Genomic DNA, 15,683 nt, shown 5'->3' with positions numbered 1-15,683 from the left:
ATGTCCTTTCCTCTGCTGACAGCGACGGCGGTGCTCCCCGCGATCGGGGCGATCGCCACGGCCGCCGTCCCGGCCGCGCGGCGCGACGCCGCCAAGGTGCTGGCGCTGCTGTTCTCGCTCGCCACGCTCGTCCTGGCGATCGTCGTCCTGGTCCGTTTCGACCCGGACGGCGACCGCTACCAGCTCACCGAGTCCCGCTCCTGGATCGCCGAGTTCGGCGTCCGGTACGAACTCGGCGTGGACGGCATCGCGGTGGCGCTCATCGCGCTCACCGCGCTGCTGATCCCGTTCATCATCCTCGCGGGCTGGCACGACGCCGACCCGCTGGAGACCGGCAACAAGCGGTGGCGGCCGACGCAGGGCTTCTTCGCCCTGATCCTCGCCGTCGAGGCGATGGTGATCATCTCCTTCGAGGCCACCGACGTCTTCCTCTTCTACATCTTCTTCGAAGCCATGCTGATCCCGATGTACTTCCTCATCGGCGGCTTCGGGGACCGGGCCCACCAGCACGGCGAGGAGACGGCGGCCACCCAACGGTCGTACGCGGCCGTGAAGTTCCTGCTCTACAACCTGGCCGGCGGACTGATCATGCTGGCCGCGGTGATCGGCCTGTACGTGGTCGCGGGGAACTTCTCGCTGACGGAGATCGCCGAGGCCCGCGCCAACGGCTCGCTCGACATGGCGACGAACACCGAACGCTGGCTGTTCCTGGGCTTCTTCCTGGCCTTCGCCGTGAAGGCGCCGCTGTGGCCGCTCCACACCTGGCTGCCCAACGCCATGGGGGAGGCCACCACTCCGGTCGCCGTCCTCATCACGGCCGTCGTCGACAAGGTCGGCACCTTCGCGATGCTCCGCTTCTGCCTCCAGCTCTTCCCGGAGGCCAGCAAGTGGGCGACGCCCGCGATCCTCGTCCTCGCCCTGATCAGCATCATCTACGGCGCGCTGCTCGCCGTCGGGCAGCGGGACATCAAACGGCTGGTGGCGTACGCGTCGATCTCGCACTTCGGCTTCATCATCATGGGCATCTTCGCGATGACCAGCCAGGGCCAGTCCGGCGCGACGCTCTACATGGTCAACCACGGCATCTCGACGGCCGCTCTGATGCTGGTCGCCGGCTTCCTGATCTCGCGGCGCGGCTCGCGGCTCATCGCCGACTACGGCGGTGTGCAGAAGGTCGCACCCGTGCTCGCCGGCACCTTCCTGATCGGTGGCCTCGCCACCCTGTCGCTGCCGGGACTGGCGCCGTTCGTGAGCGAGTTCCTGGTCCTGGCCGGGACGTTCTCCCGCTATCCGGTGATCGGGATCATCGCCACCTTCGGCATCGTCCTCGCCGCGCTCTACACCCTCGTCCTCTACCAGAGGACGATGACCGGTCCCGTCAAACCCGAGGTCGCCGCGATGCCGGACCTGCGCGCGCGTGAGCTGCTGGTCGTCGCCCCGTTGATCGCTGTGCTGATCTTCCTGGGCGTCTACCCGAAGCCCGTCACGGACATCGTCGACCCGGCGGTCAAACAGACGCTGTCCGACGTACACGAGAAGGACCCCCAGCCCGAGGTGGAGGCGGCCAAGTGAGTACAGCAGTCGTCCACAGCCTGTGGACAACCGCGGCCGACCCGATCTCGAAGATCGACGCGCCGAAGATCGAATACGCCCAGCTGTCGCCCACACTGATCGTCGTGGGCGCGGCCGTCGTCGGGATCCTGGTCGAGGCATTCGTGCCGCGCAAATCCCGCTACCACACCCAACTGTTCGTCTCCGTCGTCGCCCTGGTCGCCGCGTTCGCCGCGGTGGTCGCGCTGGCGGCGGACGGGTACGGCACCACCAAGGCACACATCGCGGCGATGGGCGCGATCGCGGTCGACGGACCGGCCCTGTTCCTCCAGGGCACGATCCTGCTGTCCGCCCTGGTGGGCCTGTTCACCTTCGCCGAACGGCGACTCGACCCGGAGACGCACGGCAACCGCGTCGACTCCTTCGCCGCCCAGGCCGCTTCCGTGCCGGGCAGTGACAGCGAGAAGGCCGCGGTCAAGGCGGGCTTCACCACCACCGAGGTCTTCCCGCTGCTGCTGTTCGCGGTCGCGGGCATGCTGGTCTTCCCGGCGGCCAACGACCTGCTGACCCTCTTCATCGCCCTGGAAGTCTTCTCGCTGCCGCTGTACCTGCTGTGCGCGCTGGCCCGCCGCAAGCGGCTCCTGTCGCAGGAGGCCGCGGTCAAGTACTTCCTGCTCGGCTCCTTCGCCTCGGCGTTCACCCTGTTCGGCATCGCCCTCCTGTACGGGTACGCCGGCTCGGTGTCGTACGCGACGATCGCGCAGGTCGTCGACGGCACGGTCACCAACGTCAGCCCGGCCCTCGCGGACACGATGGGCAACGACGCGCTGCTGCTCATCGGCGCCGCGATGATCGTCATGGGGCTGCTGTTCAAGGTGGGTGCCGTGCCGTTCCACATGTGGACGCCGGACGTCTACCAGGGCGCACCGACGCCCGTCACCGGCTTCATGGCCGCCGCCACCAAGGTGGCGCCTTCGGAGCCCTGCTGCGGCTCCTGTACGTCGTGCTGCCGGGCCTGCGCTGGGACTGGCGGCCGGTCATGTGGGGCGTCGCGGTCGTCACCATGCTGGGCGGCGCGATCGTCGCCATCACCCAGACCGACATCAAGCGGCTGCTGGCGTACTCGTCGATCGCGCACGCGGGATTCATCCTTGCGGGTGTCATCGCGACCACGCCGGACGGTGTCTCGTCCGTCCTCTTCTACCTGGCCGCGTACTCGTTCGTGACGATCGGCGCGTTCGCGGTGGTGACGCTGGTGCGGGACGCCGGAGGGGAGGCGACGCACCTGTCCAAGTGGGCGGGGCTCGGCCGCCGGTCGCCGTTGGTGGCGGCCGTGTTCGCGGTGTTCCTGCTGGCCTTCGCCGGCATTCCGCTGACCTCCGGGTTCGCCGGGAAGTTCGCCGTGTTCAAGGCGGCGGCGGAGGGCGGAGCGGCGCCACTGGTCGTGGTCGGTGTGATCTCGTCGGCGATCGCCGCGTTCTTCTACATCCGCGTCATCGTCCTGATGTTCTTCAGCGAGCCGCGGCCCGAGGGCCCCACCGTCGCCGTCCCGTCGCCCCTGACGATGACGACGATCGCGGTGGGCGTGGCCGTCACCCTGGTGCTCGGCGTGGCGCCGCAGTACTTCCTGGACCTGGCCGGCCAGGCGGGGGTTTTCGTGCGCTGACCTGCGGATCTTGTGCGACGGGCCCCGGTTTCCCGCGGAGGGAACCGGGGTCCGTCGTGTGCGCCGAGCGGGGACGGAGGGTGTTCTGCTGCGCGCATGTGCGGCGGGCGCTCGCGCTCGGTCGCCTGTGCGATCGCGGCGTTCTGTGGACGGCCGCTCACCCCGAGCCTGTGGATAACTCCGGCGGTGTCGGTCCGGACCCCTATCGTGGACGCAGTGGTCGAGGGACGACGTACGGGGGACGGGACGATGCGAGGGACGGGCGGGATCAGGGAGATGCCAGCAACCACCGAGATGCCGGGCACGGAGAGCGAGGCGTTGGCCACGCTCCACCGGGTCTTCGGTTACGAGGCCTTCCGGGGTGAGCAGGGCGAGGTCATCGAGCATGTCGTGGCCGGCGGGGACGCGGTCGTCCTCATGCCGACCGGCGGCGGCAAGTCGCTGTGCTACCAGATCCCCTCCTTGGTCAGACCAGGTACGGGCGTCGTCGTATCGCCGCTGATCGCGCTGATGCAGGACCAGGTGGACGCCCTGCGGGCACTGGGCGTGCGTGCCGGGTTCATGAACTCCACGCAGGACTTCGACGAGCGGCGCACGGTCGAGGCCGAGTTCCTGGCCGGCGAGCTGGACCTGCTGTACCTGGCGCCGGAGCGGCTGCGCCTGGACACCACGCTGAACCTGCTGTCGCGCGGCAAGATCGCGGTCTTCGCCATCGACGAGGCCCACTGCGTGTCCCAGTGGGGGCACGACTTCCGCCCCGACTACCTCGCCCTCTCCGTGCTGGGCGAGCGCTGGCCCGACGTCCCGCGGATCGCGCTCACGGCCACGGCCACCCACGCGACGCACCAGGAGATCACGCAGCGGCTTCGCATGCCGACGGCCCGGCACTTCGTGGCGAGCTTCGACCGGCCCAACATCCAGTACCGGATCGTGCCGAAGGCGGACCCCAAGAAGCAGCTGCTGAGCTTCCTGCGCGAGGAGCACGCGGGCGACGCGGGCATCGTCTACTGCCTCTCGCGCAACTCCGTGGACAAGACCGCCGAGTTCCTCTCCCGCAACGGCATCGAGGCCGTGCCCTACCACGCGGGCCTGGACGCGGGCACGCGCGCGGCGCACCAGTCGCGTTTCCTGCGGGAGGAAGGCCTGGTCGTCTGCGCGACCATCGCCTTCGGCATGGGCATCGACAAACCGGACGTACGGTTCGTCGCCCACCTCGACCTGCCCAAGTCGATCGAGGGCTACTACCAGGAGACGGGCCGTGCGGGCCGTGACGGACTGCCCTCGACGGCCTGGATGGCCTATGGCCTGAACGACGTCATTCAGCAGCGCAAGATGATCCAGTCGAGCGAGGGTGACGAGGCGTTCCGGCGGCGGGCCGCCGCCCACCTCGAGTCGATGCTGGCGCTGTGCGAGACGGTCCAGTGCCGCCGCGGACAGCTCCTGGCCTACTTCGGCCAGGAACCGGACCCGAAGGGCTGCGGCAACTGCGACACCTGTCTCGCACCTCCGGAGACCTGGGACGGCACGGTCGCGGCGCAGAAGGTGCTGTCGACGGTGGTGCGGTTGCAGCGGGAGCGCGGACAGAAGTTCGGCGCGGTGCAGATCGTCGACATCCTGATGGGCAAGCGCTCGGCCAAGGTGATCCAGTTCGACCACGACCAGTTGTCGGTGTTCGGCATCGGCGATGATCTGTCCGAGGGCGAATGGCGCGGCGTCATCCGCCAGTTGCTGGCTCAGGGGCTCCTCGCCGTCGAGGGGGACTACGGCACGCTGGTGCTGACGGACTCCAGCGGAGAGGTGCTGCGGCGCGAGCGGGAGGTGCCGCTGCGCAAGGAGCCGAAGAAGTTGGTGACGGCGAGGACTTCGGGGTCCTCCTCCGGCAGGGGCAGGGGGAAGGCCGCCGCGGTCGAACTGCCCGAGGCACTGCTGCCCGCCTTCGAGGCCCTGCGTGCCTGGCGTGCCGAACAGGCACGGGAACAGGGCGTTCCGGCGTACGTCATCTTCCACGACGCCACGCTGCGGGAGATCGCCACGGAGTGGCCGACGTCCGTGCGGCAACTGGGCGGGATCAGCGGAGTCGGCGAGAAGAAGCTGGCGACGTACGGGGAGGGAGTGATCGGCGTGCTGGCGTCGCTGGGCGAGGCCCCGGACACGGCTCCCGTCGCCGCTGCTGACTCCGGGACGGGACCGGGGACGGCTCAGGGTTCCGCTCCCGCCGCCGGTGGGGTGCCCTCCGGGGACGCCGGGGCCGACGACTACTGGCCCGAGATGGACGCGGAGCCGGAACCGGAGGACTGGATATAGGGACCGGGTGCACCCGATACAGGGACCGGTTGCACCCGATACAGGGACCGGTTGCACCCGATACAGGGACCGGGTGCACCGGAGACAGGGGGCTGGGCGCGGGCGGCCGGGGATCGCCGGGGCGGGAGCCGGCCCAGGTCGGTGCTCAGTCGCTGGCCGGCGCTCAGGCCAGGGCGGTCAGGCCCGGGGCGAAGGTGATCAGCAGCGGGAGGAGAGGGACCAGCGCCGCCACGGTCGTCGTCAGAGCCCGGTGCCGGCGCAGCAGCCGCGGGGGCGGCTGGAGGAGGCGGTCCACGCGTTCGCCCAGGAGGCGGTGGGAGGACGCGCAGGACAGGACGCCTCGGTGCTGGTTCAGCTCGATCAGTGCCAGGGCCGTCGTGAGGTGACCGCAGCGGCGGGACGCGGTGTCGTCGGCGGAGAGTTCGACCAGGCGGTGGGTCTGGTCGCAGAAGTGGGCGAACAGCGGGACGCGCGGGAAGCCGGTCGCCAGGGCCGTCGACAGGTGCAGCAGCCAGTCGTGGTGGGCGCGGGCGTGCCCCCGTTCATGGGTGAGGACCGCGTCCATCTGACGGGAGGTGAGGCGGTGCAGGGCACCGGTGGTCACGATCAGCTGGGGCGGGTGGCCGGGCATCCACCAGGCGTCCGGGTACTCGTCCTCCAGCACGAGGAGAGGGCCTCGGGCGGACGGCAGCCCCGCAGGCAGGTCGGGGGCGCGTTCGCGCAGGTGGGCGCGGGTCTGGCCGCGGCGCTGCGGGTCTCGACCAGCTCGCGGGCGAGCATGGCGGTGGTCCAGGCGGCCCCGCAGGCCAGCAGCAGCGTGAGGACCGTCGCCCACAGGGGGGCGGTGGAGAGGTCGTAGGCCTCCGTCACGCCGGGCGGAGCGGGGGCGAAGACCTGGGTGCGGACGGTGTGGAAGACGGCGGCGGCCCCCAGGACCAGCGCCGTCAGACAGCACAGCAGCACCGTGGCGACCAGGCACTGCCACACCCACAGGGCGACCACCGGCTCCCGCTCGGGCCACTCGGCCCGGGTCAGCGCACGCGGGACCGGCACGGCGGCGGTCAGGGCGACGACGCTCAACAGGAGCAGGCAGAGGGTCATTGCCACGGTCTCCGGATCCTGGTCGGAAAGGACGGTGGGGAAACGGCTCGGAGCGACGGACGGGGCCGTCCTCCTGGAGGGTGCGTGCGGCGGGCCCGGTACGGGGACCGTTCCCGCCGCCAGTATGACGGCGCGGGCCGCCGGAGTCAGCCCGCGAGAACCCGCCCGCTCACCTCGCCCAGACCGACCCGCAGCCCGCCCGGACCCGGGGCCCAGGCCGACAGGGTCACCACGTCCCCGTCCTCCAGGTACGTCCGCTTGCCGTCGGGGAGTTCCAGGGGGTCCCGGCCGTTCCAGGTCAGCTCCAGGAGGGAGCCGCGCTGGTTGTCGGCCGGGCCGCTCACGGTGCCCGAGCCGTAGAGGTCGCCGGTGCGCAGGGAGGCGCCGTTGACCGTCAGGTGGGCCATTTGCTGGGCGGCCGTCCAGTACATGGTGGAGAAGGGTGGTTCGGAGACGACGTGGCCGTTGACGGCGACCGAGATGCGCAGGTCGTAGCCGGCGGGCTCGGTGGCGGAGTCGTCGAGGTAGGGCAGCAGGGGATGGGTGCGCTCGGGGGGTGAGAGCCGCGCGTCCTCCAGCGCCTCCAGCGGGGTGATCCACGCCGACACCGATGTGGCGAAGGACTTGGCGAGGAAGGGGCCGAGGGGGACGTACTCCCAGGCCTGGATGTCGCGGGCCGACCAGTCGTTGAGGAGGCACAGGCCGAAGACGTGCTCACGGAAGGCGGTCAGCGGGACCGGGTGTCCCTGCCGCGACGGTGCGCCCACCACGAAACCGACCTCGGCCTCGATGTCGAGCCGCTGGGACGGGCCGAAGACGGGGGCCGGATCGGTGGGCGCCTTGCGCTGGCCCGACGGGCGGACGACGTCCGTGCCGGAGACCACGACCGTGCCGGCGCGGCCGTGGTAGCCGATCGGCAGGTGCTTCCAGTTCGGCAGAAGGGTGTCCGTGGCGTCCGGGCGGAAGATGGCGCCCGCGTTCCGGGCGTGGTGCTCGGATGCGTAGAAGTCGACGTAGTCGGCCACCTCGAAGGGGAGGTGCAGGGTCACGGAGGAAAGGGGGTGCAGGAAGGGGAGCAGCGTCTGCCGGTGGGAGAGGTCCGTGACCCACTCGGTCAGGGCGCGGCGCACCTCGGACCACGTCGTGGGACCTGCCGCCAGCAGCGGGTTGAGGGTCGCAGTCGAGCAGGGCGGCGTGCGGGGAGCCGAGGGCACGGGCTGCCGCACCGGCGTCCAGCACGTGGTCGCCGAGCCGGACACCGACGGTGCGCTGCTCGGAGCCGGAGCCGGAGCCGGAGCCGGAGCCGGAGCCGGACTGGGCATACGGGTCGGCGTCGGGGCTGGGGAGGGAGAAGACGCCGTAGGGGAGGTTGTGCGGGCCGAAGGGGTCGCCCTCGGGGAGGTCGAAGGGGGCCAAGGGGGGCATCGGGTGCTGCCTCACTTTCGTGCTCTCCATCTGTTCGCCGGGTCTGCACATACGTTCGCCACGGCCGGGTGCCGGCCATGCGCAGGTGCTCCGCGGGTGCTCTGCGGGTGCGCCGAGCCGCCGCACACGTTACGGCTGACCTCGCAGGAGGGACACCGGAGCGACACGGGAGTGACACAGGAGGTGAGAGATGGGGTGGCGCGGTCGGAGCGCTCCGCTTCCGCTTGTGTACGGGAAGTTGTCCACAGGCCGGTCCGCAATCTTGACGGAGCGGTGCGAAAGGGGCGACTCTGGGCAGGTGCTGGAAGGCCTCGGGGAGGGGGCGTTCCCATGGCACATTTGGGGGGCAGATGGCCACAGGGGAGGCCGGCCTCGGGTCGACGCGGCATGCTTCACGGCCGAAACGGCTGGAAGAGACCATGCGCGGCAGACTCGGCCGGGAATGTGTGTACGTGCCGTCGTGCCGGTTCGGGCTGTTCGTGGCCTTGCGCCACTGGTGCCCGCCGGGCGGACGGGTGTTGATGTCGCCGGTGAACGACGACGTGATCCTGTTCGTCGTGCTCGCGGCCGGACTCAGGCCGGTGCAGGCGCCGTTGAAGCCGCTGGACGCGTCGATCGATGTCGACGCGGTGCCGGACGAGGTGTGGGGCTCGCTGTCCGCGGTGCTCACGACGAACCTGTACGGCAATCCGGACGACGCACCGCGGCTGCGGGCGAAGTGCGACGCGCTGGGGATTCCTCTGTTCGAGGACGGGGCGCACGCCATCGGCAGCGAGGTGGGCGGCCGACCGGTCGGGGCCTGGGGCGATGCCTCCGTCTTCAGTCTGTCCAAGCACGTCGGAGCCAAGGCCGGCGGCTTCCTGTCCTGCGCCGACCCGGGCCTGCGCGAGGCCCTGGAGAAGACGTCCGAGGACCTGTTGCTGCCCGGACGGCTGAGCGCCGAACTGGCCTACACCGTCCGGCCGTACGCGGAGGCGGCCGTCCGTGGGCTGCGGCTGCGGCGGGCCGCCTGGGCCACGATGCGGATGCTCGGGCTGATGGAGCGCGAGGAGATCCGGATGCCGTTGCGGGCGCGGGAGCTGGACCGCGCGGTCGGTGCGGCGCCGGACCTCACCGCGAGCGACTCCTGGGTCCGGGTCGACATGCACGACTACCGGTTGCGTTCCGGCGGGCTGCGCCTGGGCCGGATCGGCCGCAAGTTCGATCACCTCGACGAGGTCCTGGCCGCCTGCCGGGCGGGCACGGAGCAGTTGGTGTCCACGCGCTGGGCGCGGCCGGTCCCTGGGGGTGGTGCGGGTGAGGCGGGCGGATCCGGTGCGGGAGCCGGACGGCCGGCTGTCATCCAGCCTGTCGGCCGATCCGTCGCCCAGCCTGCCGGTCGGCCCGTCACCCAGTCCGCCACTCAGTCCGTCAGCCGGCCCGTCGCCCAGTCCGTCGGCCGACCCGTCGCCCAACCCGTCACTCGGGCCCTTACGCAGCCCGTCGTTCAACCCCTCTTCCGGGTCCCCTTGTTCGTCGCCGACCGAGATGCCGCCATCGCGGCTCTCGCGCGGCGGGGCATCGTCGTCGGGTACCTCTACGATCCGCCGCTCGACGACTACGCGGGCGCCGGGTTCACCGACCTCTCGCCGGATCCCGAGGGGGCCCGCTGGTTCGCCCGGCATGCGCTGCCGGTCGATCCGTTGCGGGCGCGGCAGGTCGTCGGCGTACTGGAGGAGTCCGGCGCGCGGCCGGCCGAGGCGCCGGGAGGGCTGGAACCGACCCGTGGCTGACACGCAGGCCGGAACACACACCGGGACCTTGGCCGAGACGCAGGCCGGGGCCGAAGCCGGGGCACCCGTCGTCAAGGGGACCGGGAACGGATCGGCGGCCGGGCCACCCGGAGGGACCGGGACCGCGCCCGGGCCACCTGAAGGGGCCGAGAACGGATCGGCGGCCGGGCTACCCGGAGGGACCGGGACCGGGTCCGGATCGGCGGCCGGGCCACCCGGAGGGACCGGGACCGGAACTGCGGGGGTCAGTTTCCCGGGGGCCCGTCCCGTCCGCCGGCCTCGGCCCCGCCGCTCGGCCCCGCTGCTCCCACGCCTCGGGCCCCCGCCTGGTCACCGTCGCCGCGGTCGCCGCTGCTGTCCTGGCCGTCGTTCTCCTCCTGCAAGGTGGCCTCGGGCTGGGGGACTCCGGTTCCGGGCCGGAGCCGGCGGGCTCGCGTCCCCCCGCCCTCGGCGGCAGGTGCGCGCCGACCCAGCTGCTCGAACCGCCCTGCGGGGCCTGGTTCGGCGCGTTCGTGCCGCACAGCAAGGACAACCTCGCGGAGAAGGTCCGCGGCTATGAGCGTCGCATCGGTCGCAAGCTCGACATCGTGTACACGTACCACGACATGTCCCTTGCCCAAGGGGACCGCCTGGAGGGGCAGTTGCTCACCCCGGAGGAACAGCGAGTCGCCGGTGAGGACCGTCTGCTGCTGCTCTCCTGGGAGAGCAAGTGGTGGGGCGGCACGCCGGCGCAACAGCCCACCTGGAAGCAGATCGCGAACGGTGACCTGGACGCGTCGGTCATCGACGTCCAGGCCGCGCGGGTCAAGGAGTTCGGCGAGAAGGTCTTCCTCTCCTTCGACCTGGAGATGGACACCCGCACCCCGGCCAACGGCACCCCCGAGGACTACGTCCGCGCCTACCGCCACATCCACGACCGGTTCCGCGAACTGGGCGTGACCAACGTGGTGTGGACCTGGACCACCACCGGCTATCTGGAGCACGCCGACCTGATCAAGCGCATGTACCCGGGCGACGACTACGTCGACTGGGTGGCCTACAACCAGTACAACTACTACCTGTGCCACAAGGCGCGCTGGCTCTCCTTCGCAGAGACCCAGCAGTCCACGCACGCGTGGATCCGCGAGAACATCTCCGACGACAAACCGCTGATGCTCTCCGAGTTCGGTACCGCCGACGACCCGTCCCGTCCGGGCCGGCAGGCCGAGTGGTACGCACAGGTGCCGAAGGTCGTGAAGGATCTGGACGGCGTCAAGGCCGCACTCCAGTGGAACTACCGCGACCCCGGCCCCCACTGCGACCTCGCGCTGGCCGGCGACGACGCCTGGGCCAGCCTGCGCAAGGCGGTCTCCGACCCCTACCTCAACCAGCCGTTCGGATAGACGACCCGGGAGCCCCGAGGGTAGACGGCCCGGGAGCCCCGGGGGTAGACGGCCCGGGAGCCCGCGGGGATAGACGGCCCGGGAGCCCGCGGGCCGGATGCCCCTAGCCCGCGAACACGGGCCCGCGCAGCACCGCGCGGGCCGCCGGTACCACCGCCACCCCACCGTCTTCGGCCCGTCCCGGTACGGGGCGACACGTGCGCCCCCGCCGGCCAGCCAGTTCTCCACATCCGCGACGGTGTGGGTGCGCCGCACGATGAGCCGGGCGATGCGGTACGCCTCGTCCCGTTCCGAACTCAGCGCGTGCCGGACGGCGGTGGCCGTCTCGTACCCGGCGGCTGCCGCCATGCGCCGCACCCGCCCGCTGTTGTAACCGTGCGGATAGGCGAGATGGCGCACGGCGTGCCCGAGGACGTCCTCCAACACGGCGCGTGAGTCGTGCAGTTCGCGGGCGAGGTCACGTGGCGGCAGGGTGTCGAGCTGGGCGTGCGTGACGGTGTGGCTGCCGATCTCCATGCCGGACTGCTCCAGCCCGGCGGCCTGGACCAGGGTCATCATCGGAGCGGGCGGCAGCAGACTGCGCCCGCCGGGACTGATCGCGCCGGTGGTGAGATAGGCGGTGGCGGTCAGGTTCCGGGCGGCCACCGCCTCGGCGGTCGGCCCCGGCAGGTCGGCGAACCCGTCGTCGAAGGTCAGCAGCACCGGCCGCGCCGGCAGCGGCGCCCGCCCCGCGAGGTGGTCGGCGAGCGCGCTCACCGTCACGGGCGTACGACCGCTGTCGACGATCGCGTCGAGATGCGCCGCGAACTCCTTCGGGGTGACGGTGAACTCCGCTATCCAGTCCGGCGGTTCCTCCATCACGGCGTGGTACAGGAACACCGGTATGGCGGCGCCATCCCCGCCCGCCCCCGTCATCGCACGTCCCCGGACGCCCCGGATACCCCGGGCGCCCCGGATACCCCGGGCGCCCCGGGCACCCCGAACGCCAGCGCGGCCCGCAGCGCACGCCGGGCGCGCAGATAGCCGACCGGCCCGTACGCCATCCCCTTGCGCTGCAGCCGCGACAGCCTGCGCGGCCACGGATGCCCACGCTCGTCATGCCCACCAGGCGCACCAGGCGCACCAGGCGCACTAGGCGCACTAGGCGCACCAGGCCCACCAAGCGCACCAAGAGCACCGGACACCCCAGGCGCACCCTGGGCGTCGCTGTCCCGGACCGCGGTCAGTGTGCGGGCGTGTGCGAGTCCGCGGGGCAGCCGGGCGAGGAACGCCGGCAGCAGGGCGGGCCGGTTGACCAGGATGGCGGTGAGGTAGGCGGTCAGGCCGGCGCCGTAGCCGTACGCCTGGGTCTCCAGGTCCTGCCAGGTCTCGCGGTGGTGGTGCCAGACCAGGGCCCGCGGGGTGTAGTGCAGGCGGTGGCCCTGGGCGAGCACGCGGACGAAGCCGTAGAGGTCGTCCCCGCCGCGCGCGAGCGTCCCCGCCCCCGTCGCCGGGTCGAAGCCGCCGACCGCGCGTAGTACGCCGGTCCGGAACGCCATGTTCGCGCCGGACCCGAACCGGCCCGCCGTGAACGGGAACAGTGGCTCGTCGGCGGGCGGTTCGGCAGGGTCGTACGTCCGTGGTCTGAAGCCCTTCGCGAAGCCGCCGTGGCTCTCCAGCAGCACCTGGGCGGGCGTGCGCAGCCGGGCCGGCAGGATCAGGCCGGTCGCACAGCCGAGCCCGGGGTCGGCGACGAAGGGCGCGGTGAGTTCCGTCAGCCAGAGTGGGTCGGCGACCACGTCGTCGTCGGTGAAGGCGACCACGTCGCCGCGCGCGGCCGCCAGGCCCGTGTTGTGGGCGACGGCGAGGCCGGGGACGGGCTCGGTCACGTACCGTACGCGCTCGGCGTACTTGCGCTCGACGAGTTCCCGGGTCGCGTCGGTCACCGGGGCGTTGTCGACGACGACGATCTCGAAGTCGGGGTGGTCCTGGGCGAGCAGCGAGTCGAGCGCGTGGGCGAGCCGGTCGGCGCGTTCCCGGGTGGCGACGACGACACTGGTGAACGGCACGGTGCCCCCCGTGAGGACCGGTTCCGCTCCGGCGTCCGCGTGCCGCCGGGCCAGCGCGGTGAGGACCGCTTTCGGGTCGGCGCCCTCGGGTACCCGCCCGAGCAGCGTGGCGACCGGCCGGCCGCCCTTCCTGACCAGCAGGAACACCTCGCCGTGGGTGACGGGCGGGCTGCCCGGTCCAGGTCTCAGCGCCCCACCGTCGTCCAGTTCGAGTTCGGCGACCTGAACCGGCTCGATCGCGAGGAACCGCCGAATCTCCTGCCGTACACGTGTCGCGTGGGACATGAATCTCCCCCTCCACTCCCATGGAACCCGTCAGAACCGGCGCAGCCGCCCGATCCCCTTCAGCGCCCGTGCGGCCGTCGCCGCGAGCCGTGGCCGACCGCGCACGAAGTGGTGCGCGCGGCGCGAGGGCTCGCGGCTGAGCCAGTACAGCGCGGCGCCCGCCCCCGGACGCGTCCACGCTCCTTCGTGGACGGGCAGCTCGCCCGTCTTCAGCGAGTCCTTGTACTCGGCGGCGCCCCGGCCGAGGTCGAGCAGCCCGATGCCCTCGGCGGCGGCCGCCTCGGCCATCCGCAGATGCAGCACCAGACCGGGCGAGTACTTCGCGAACTCCGGGTCGTAGGCCGGGAACCAGCAGGCCAGGACGGTCGTCGAGCGCAGCCCGAAGTGCGCGGCGATCGGCTGCCCGCCGGCGTAGAGGACGGACAGCGTGCCGGAGCAGTCCGCGCCGCGCGTCTCCGAGGCGAGCAGGTCCACGAGCCGGGTGATCCAGCCCTGCGCGAACCGGTCCCGGCGGCCGGTCCTGCGGTACTGCGCGGACTTCCACGCCATCAGCGTGCGCAGCGCGGCCGGATCGCGTTCGTCGAACACGAACCGCAGGTCGCCGACCTGACGGCCGAGCCGACGCTCCTTGGCGAGTGTCGTCTTCAGGAACTTCGGCGACTGTGCGCGCAGGACGGACTCGTACGTCTCGTAACCCTTTTCCACGTCGATGACGTAGGAGGCGTACTCGGCCGCCGTGTGCGGGACGAACAGTTCCTGCTCCGCCTCCAGATTGTCGAAGGCGAAGCTCGACAGGGAGCAGGCCCGCAGGAGTTCGTCCGCGTTCAGCCCGAGACCGGGGCCGAGGACGGCTCCCTGGGCGTCCGAGACGCCGTACGCGAGGGCGTGACCCTGGCCGAGCCGGCCCCGCTCGTGGGGCAGGAAGCCGACCGGCTCGCGCCCCTCGTACACCACCGCGACGCGCGTGCGGGGCCGTACGCGGCCCACGGCGTCGGTGAACTCCGGTTCCATGAACGGGTTGCGCGGGGCCGTCGACGCGGCGCGCAGGGCGCGCCACCGCTCCCGTTCCCCCTCGCCGAGATCCCCCGGCTCCAGCACACGAATACGTCCGCTGCTCAACCTGACCCCCCGATCAAGTCCCCCCTGGACTGTCTGGACGGTACCGCTCCAGGCACCGCGGGCGGTAGGTAGCGGACCATCTTGTTGCCAACCGGTGCATAGGCCCTCAACCTCGCCGTACCCGCGCGAAGGGCGCCGAACTGGAAGTGAGTCGGAGCGCGTTGGGATCCGTATTCTCTGATCATGGCCGCACCCACCGCTGATGCCGCGCCCTGCGCGTACTCCCTCGTCGCCACCGACCTGGACGGAACGCTGCTGCGCGGCGACGACACCTTCTCCGACCGGTCGCTCGACGCGCTCGCGAGGGTGGCCGCCGCAGGCGCCCGCCACCTCGTGGTGACCGGCCGGCCGGCCCCCCGCGTGCGGCCGCTGCTGGACATCCTGCGCGGCGGGGGGCTCGCGGTGTGCGGACAGGGCGCGCAGCTCTACGACGCCGGAACCGACCGCCTGCTGTGGTCGGTCACCCTGGACCGGGAACTGGCCGAGACCGCGCTCGGCAAGATCGAGGCCGAGGTGGGGGAGGTGCGCGCGGCCGTGGACCAGGACGGTGTCGACGGGCTGACGCTCATCGAGCCCGGCTATCTGATGCCGCACCCGACCCTGCCGGCCCTGCGGGTCCGGGCGCGCGACGACCTGTGGTGCGAGCCGATCAGCAAGGTGCTGCTGCGCCATCCCACCCTGTCCGACGACGAGTTGGCGGCGACGGCCCGTGCGGTGGTCGGTTCGCTCGCCACCGTCACGATGTCCGGACCGGGCACGGTGGAGCTCCAGCCGTGCGGCGTGACCAAGGCGACCGGTCTGGCCCTGGCGGCCGAGCACCTCGGGCTGCGGCCGCAGGACACGATCGCCTTCGGCGACATGCCCAACGACATCCCGATGTTCGAGTGGGCGGGGCGCGGGGTGGCGATGGCCAACGCCCATCCGGAACTCAAGGCGGTGGCCGACGAGGTGACGACGTCGAACGAGGACGACGGCGTGGCCGTCGTCCTCGAAAGACTCTTCCCTGCTCCTGATCCCTCGATCCCTGATC

7 protein-coding genes and 4 pseudogenes are annotated in these 15,683 nt (G+C 71.7%); 6 read left to right on the top strand and 5 right to left on the bottom strand.

Annotation, left to right across the window (positions count from 1 at the left end; translation table 11 throughout):
- From BM536_RS32330 to recQ, 3 genes and pseudogenes are all read left to right on the top strand, one after another.
- Complete coding sequence (locus BM536_RS32330) at positions 1 to 1,572, top strand: NADH-quinone oxidoreductase subunit M (protein ID WP_073493891.1); 1,572 nt, start codon at positions 1 to 3, stop codon at positions 1,570 to 1,572.
- Positions 1,569 to 3,217, top strand: a pseudogene (gene nuoN, locus BM536_RS32325) (NADH-quinone oxidoreductase subunit NuoN). The gene BM536_RS32330 and the pseudogene nuoN overlap by 4 nt, the downstream one beginning before the upstream one ends.
- A gap of 249 nt (positions 3,218 to 3,466) precedes the next feature.
- Complete coding sequence (recQ, locus tag BM536_RS32320; protein ID WP_073493887.1) at positions 3,467 to 5,521, top strand: DNA helicase RecQ; 2,055 nt, start codon at positions 3,467 to 3,469, stop codon at positions 5,519 to 5,521.
- A gap of 163 nt (positions 5,522 to 5,684) precedes the next feature.
- On the opposite strand, the pseudogene BM536_RS32315 reads toward recQ, so the two are convergent.
- A pseudogene (locus BM536_RS32315) lies at positions 5,685 to 6,622 on the bottom strand (M56 family metallopeptidase).
- A gap of 146 nt (positions 6,623 to 6,768) precedes the next feature.
- A pseudogene (gene fahA, locus BM536_RS32310) lies at positions 6,769 to 8,038 on the bottom strand (fumarylacetoacetase).
- A 428-nt stretch (positions 8,039 to 8,466) separates the two neighbouring features.
- On the opposite strand from fahA, the gene BM536_RS32305 reads away from it, so the two are divergent.
- Both BM536_RS32305 and BM536_RS32300 read left to right on the top strand, forming a co-directional pair.
- Positions 8,467 to 9,819 carry a DegT/DnrJ/EryC1/StrS family aminotransferase gene (locus BM536_RS32305; protein ID WP_245873895.1) on the top strand — a complete coding sequence of 451 codons (1,353 nt, stop codon included), beginning with the start codon at positions 8,467 to 8,469 and terminating at the stop codon, positions 9,817 to 9,819.
- 512 nt (positions 9,820 to 10,331) lie between these two features.
- On the top strand, positions 10,332 to 11,201 hold the full coding sequence (locus tag BM536_RS32300) for a glycosyl hydrolase (protein WP_245873894.1): 870 nt from the start codon (positions 10,332 to 10,334) through the stop codon (positions 11,199 to 11,201).
- Positions 11,202 to 11,304: 103 nt separating this feature from the next.
- Here the strand turns inward: BM536_RS32300 and BM536_RS32295 are convergent.
- From BM536_RS32295 to BM536_RS32285, 3 genes and pseudogenes are all read right to left on the bottom strand, one after another.
- Positions 11,305 to 12,116: pseudogene (locus BM536_RS32295) on the bottom strand (polysaccharide deacetylase family protein).
- Positions 12,113 to 13,534, bottom strand: a complete 1,422-nt coding sequence (locus BM536_RS32290) for a glycosyltransferase family 2 protein (protein ID WP_073499757.1) — start codon at positions 13,532 to 13,534, stop codon at positions 12,113 to 12,115. The pseudogene BM536_RS32295 and the gene BM536_RS32290 overlap by 4 nt, the downstream one beginning before the upstream one ends.
- A 30-nt stretch (positions 13,535 to 13,564) precedes the next feature.
- Entirely contained in the window at positions 13,565 to 14,653 is a 1,089-nt protein-coding gene (locus BM536_RS32285; protein ID WP_073499755.1) for a GNAT family N-acetyltransferase, read from the bottom strand.
- 183 nt (positions 14,654 to 14,836) lie between these two features.
- Between BM536_RS32285 and BM536_RS32280 the strand changes: the two genes are divergently transcribed.
- Positions 14,837 to 15,683 (top strand): HAD family hydrolase (locus BM536_RS32280; RefSeq protein WP_073499753.1); only part of this gene is annotated, 847 nt, incomplete at its 3' end.

It is taken from the genome of Streptomyces phaeoluteigriseus, assembly GCF_001896135.2.
GTDB classification, from domain to species: Bacteria; Actinomycetota; Actinomycetes; order Streptomycetales; family Streptomycetaceae; genus Streptomyces; species Streptomyces phaeoluteigriseus.
This window is presented reverse-complemented; position numbering and strand designations above follow the sequence as displayed.

What these genes read in the sequence shown, in the direction of transcription:
- BM536_RS32330 (WP_073493891.1), top strand. Translation starts at nt 1, where the DNA reads ATGTCCTTTCCTCTGCTGACAGCGACGGCGGTGCTCCCCGCGATCGGG.
- recQ (WP_073493887.1), top strand. Translation starts at nt 3,467, where the DNA reads ATGCGAGGGACGGGCGGGATCAGGGAGATGCCAGCAACCACCGAGATG.
- BM536_RS32305 (WP_245873895.1), top strand. Translation starts at nt 8,467, where the DNA reads ATGCGCGGCAGACTCGGCCGGGAATGTGTGTACGTGCCGTCGTGCCGG.
- BM536_RS32290 (WP_073499757.1), bottom strand. Translation starts at nt 13,534, where the DNA reads ATGTCCCACGCGACACGTGTACGGCAGGAGATTCGGCGGTTCCTCGCG.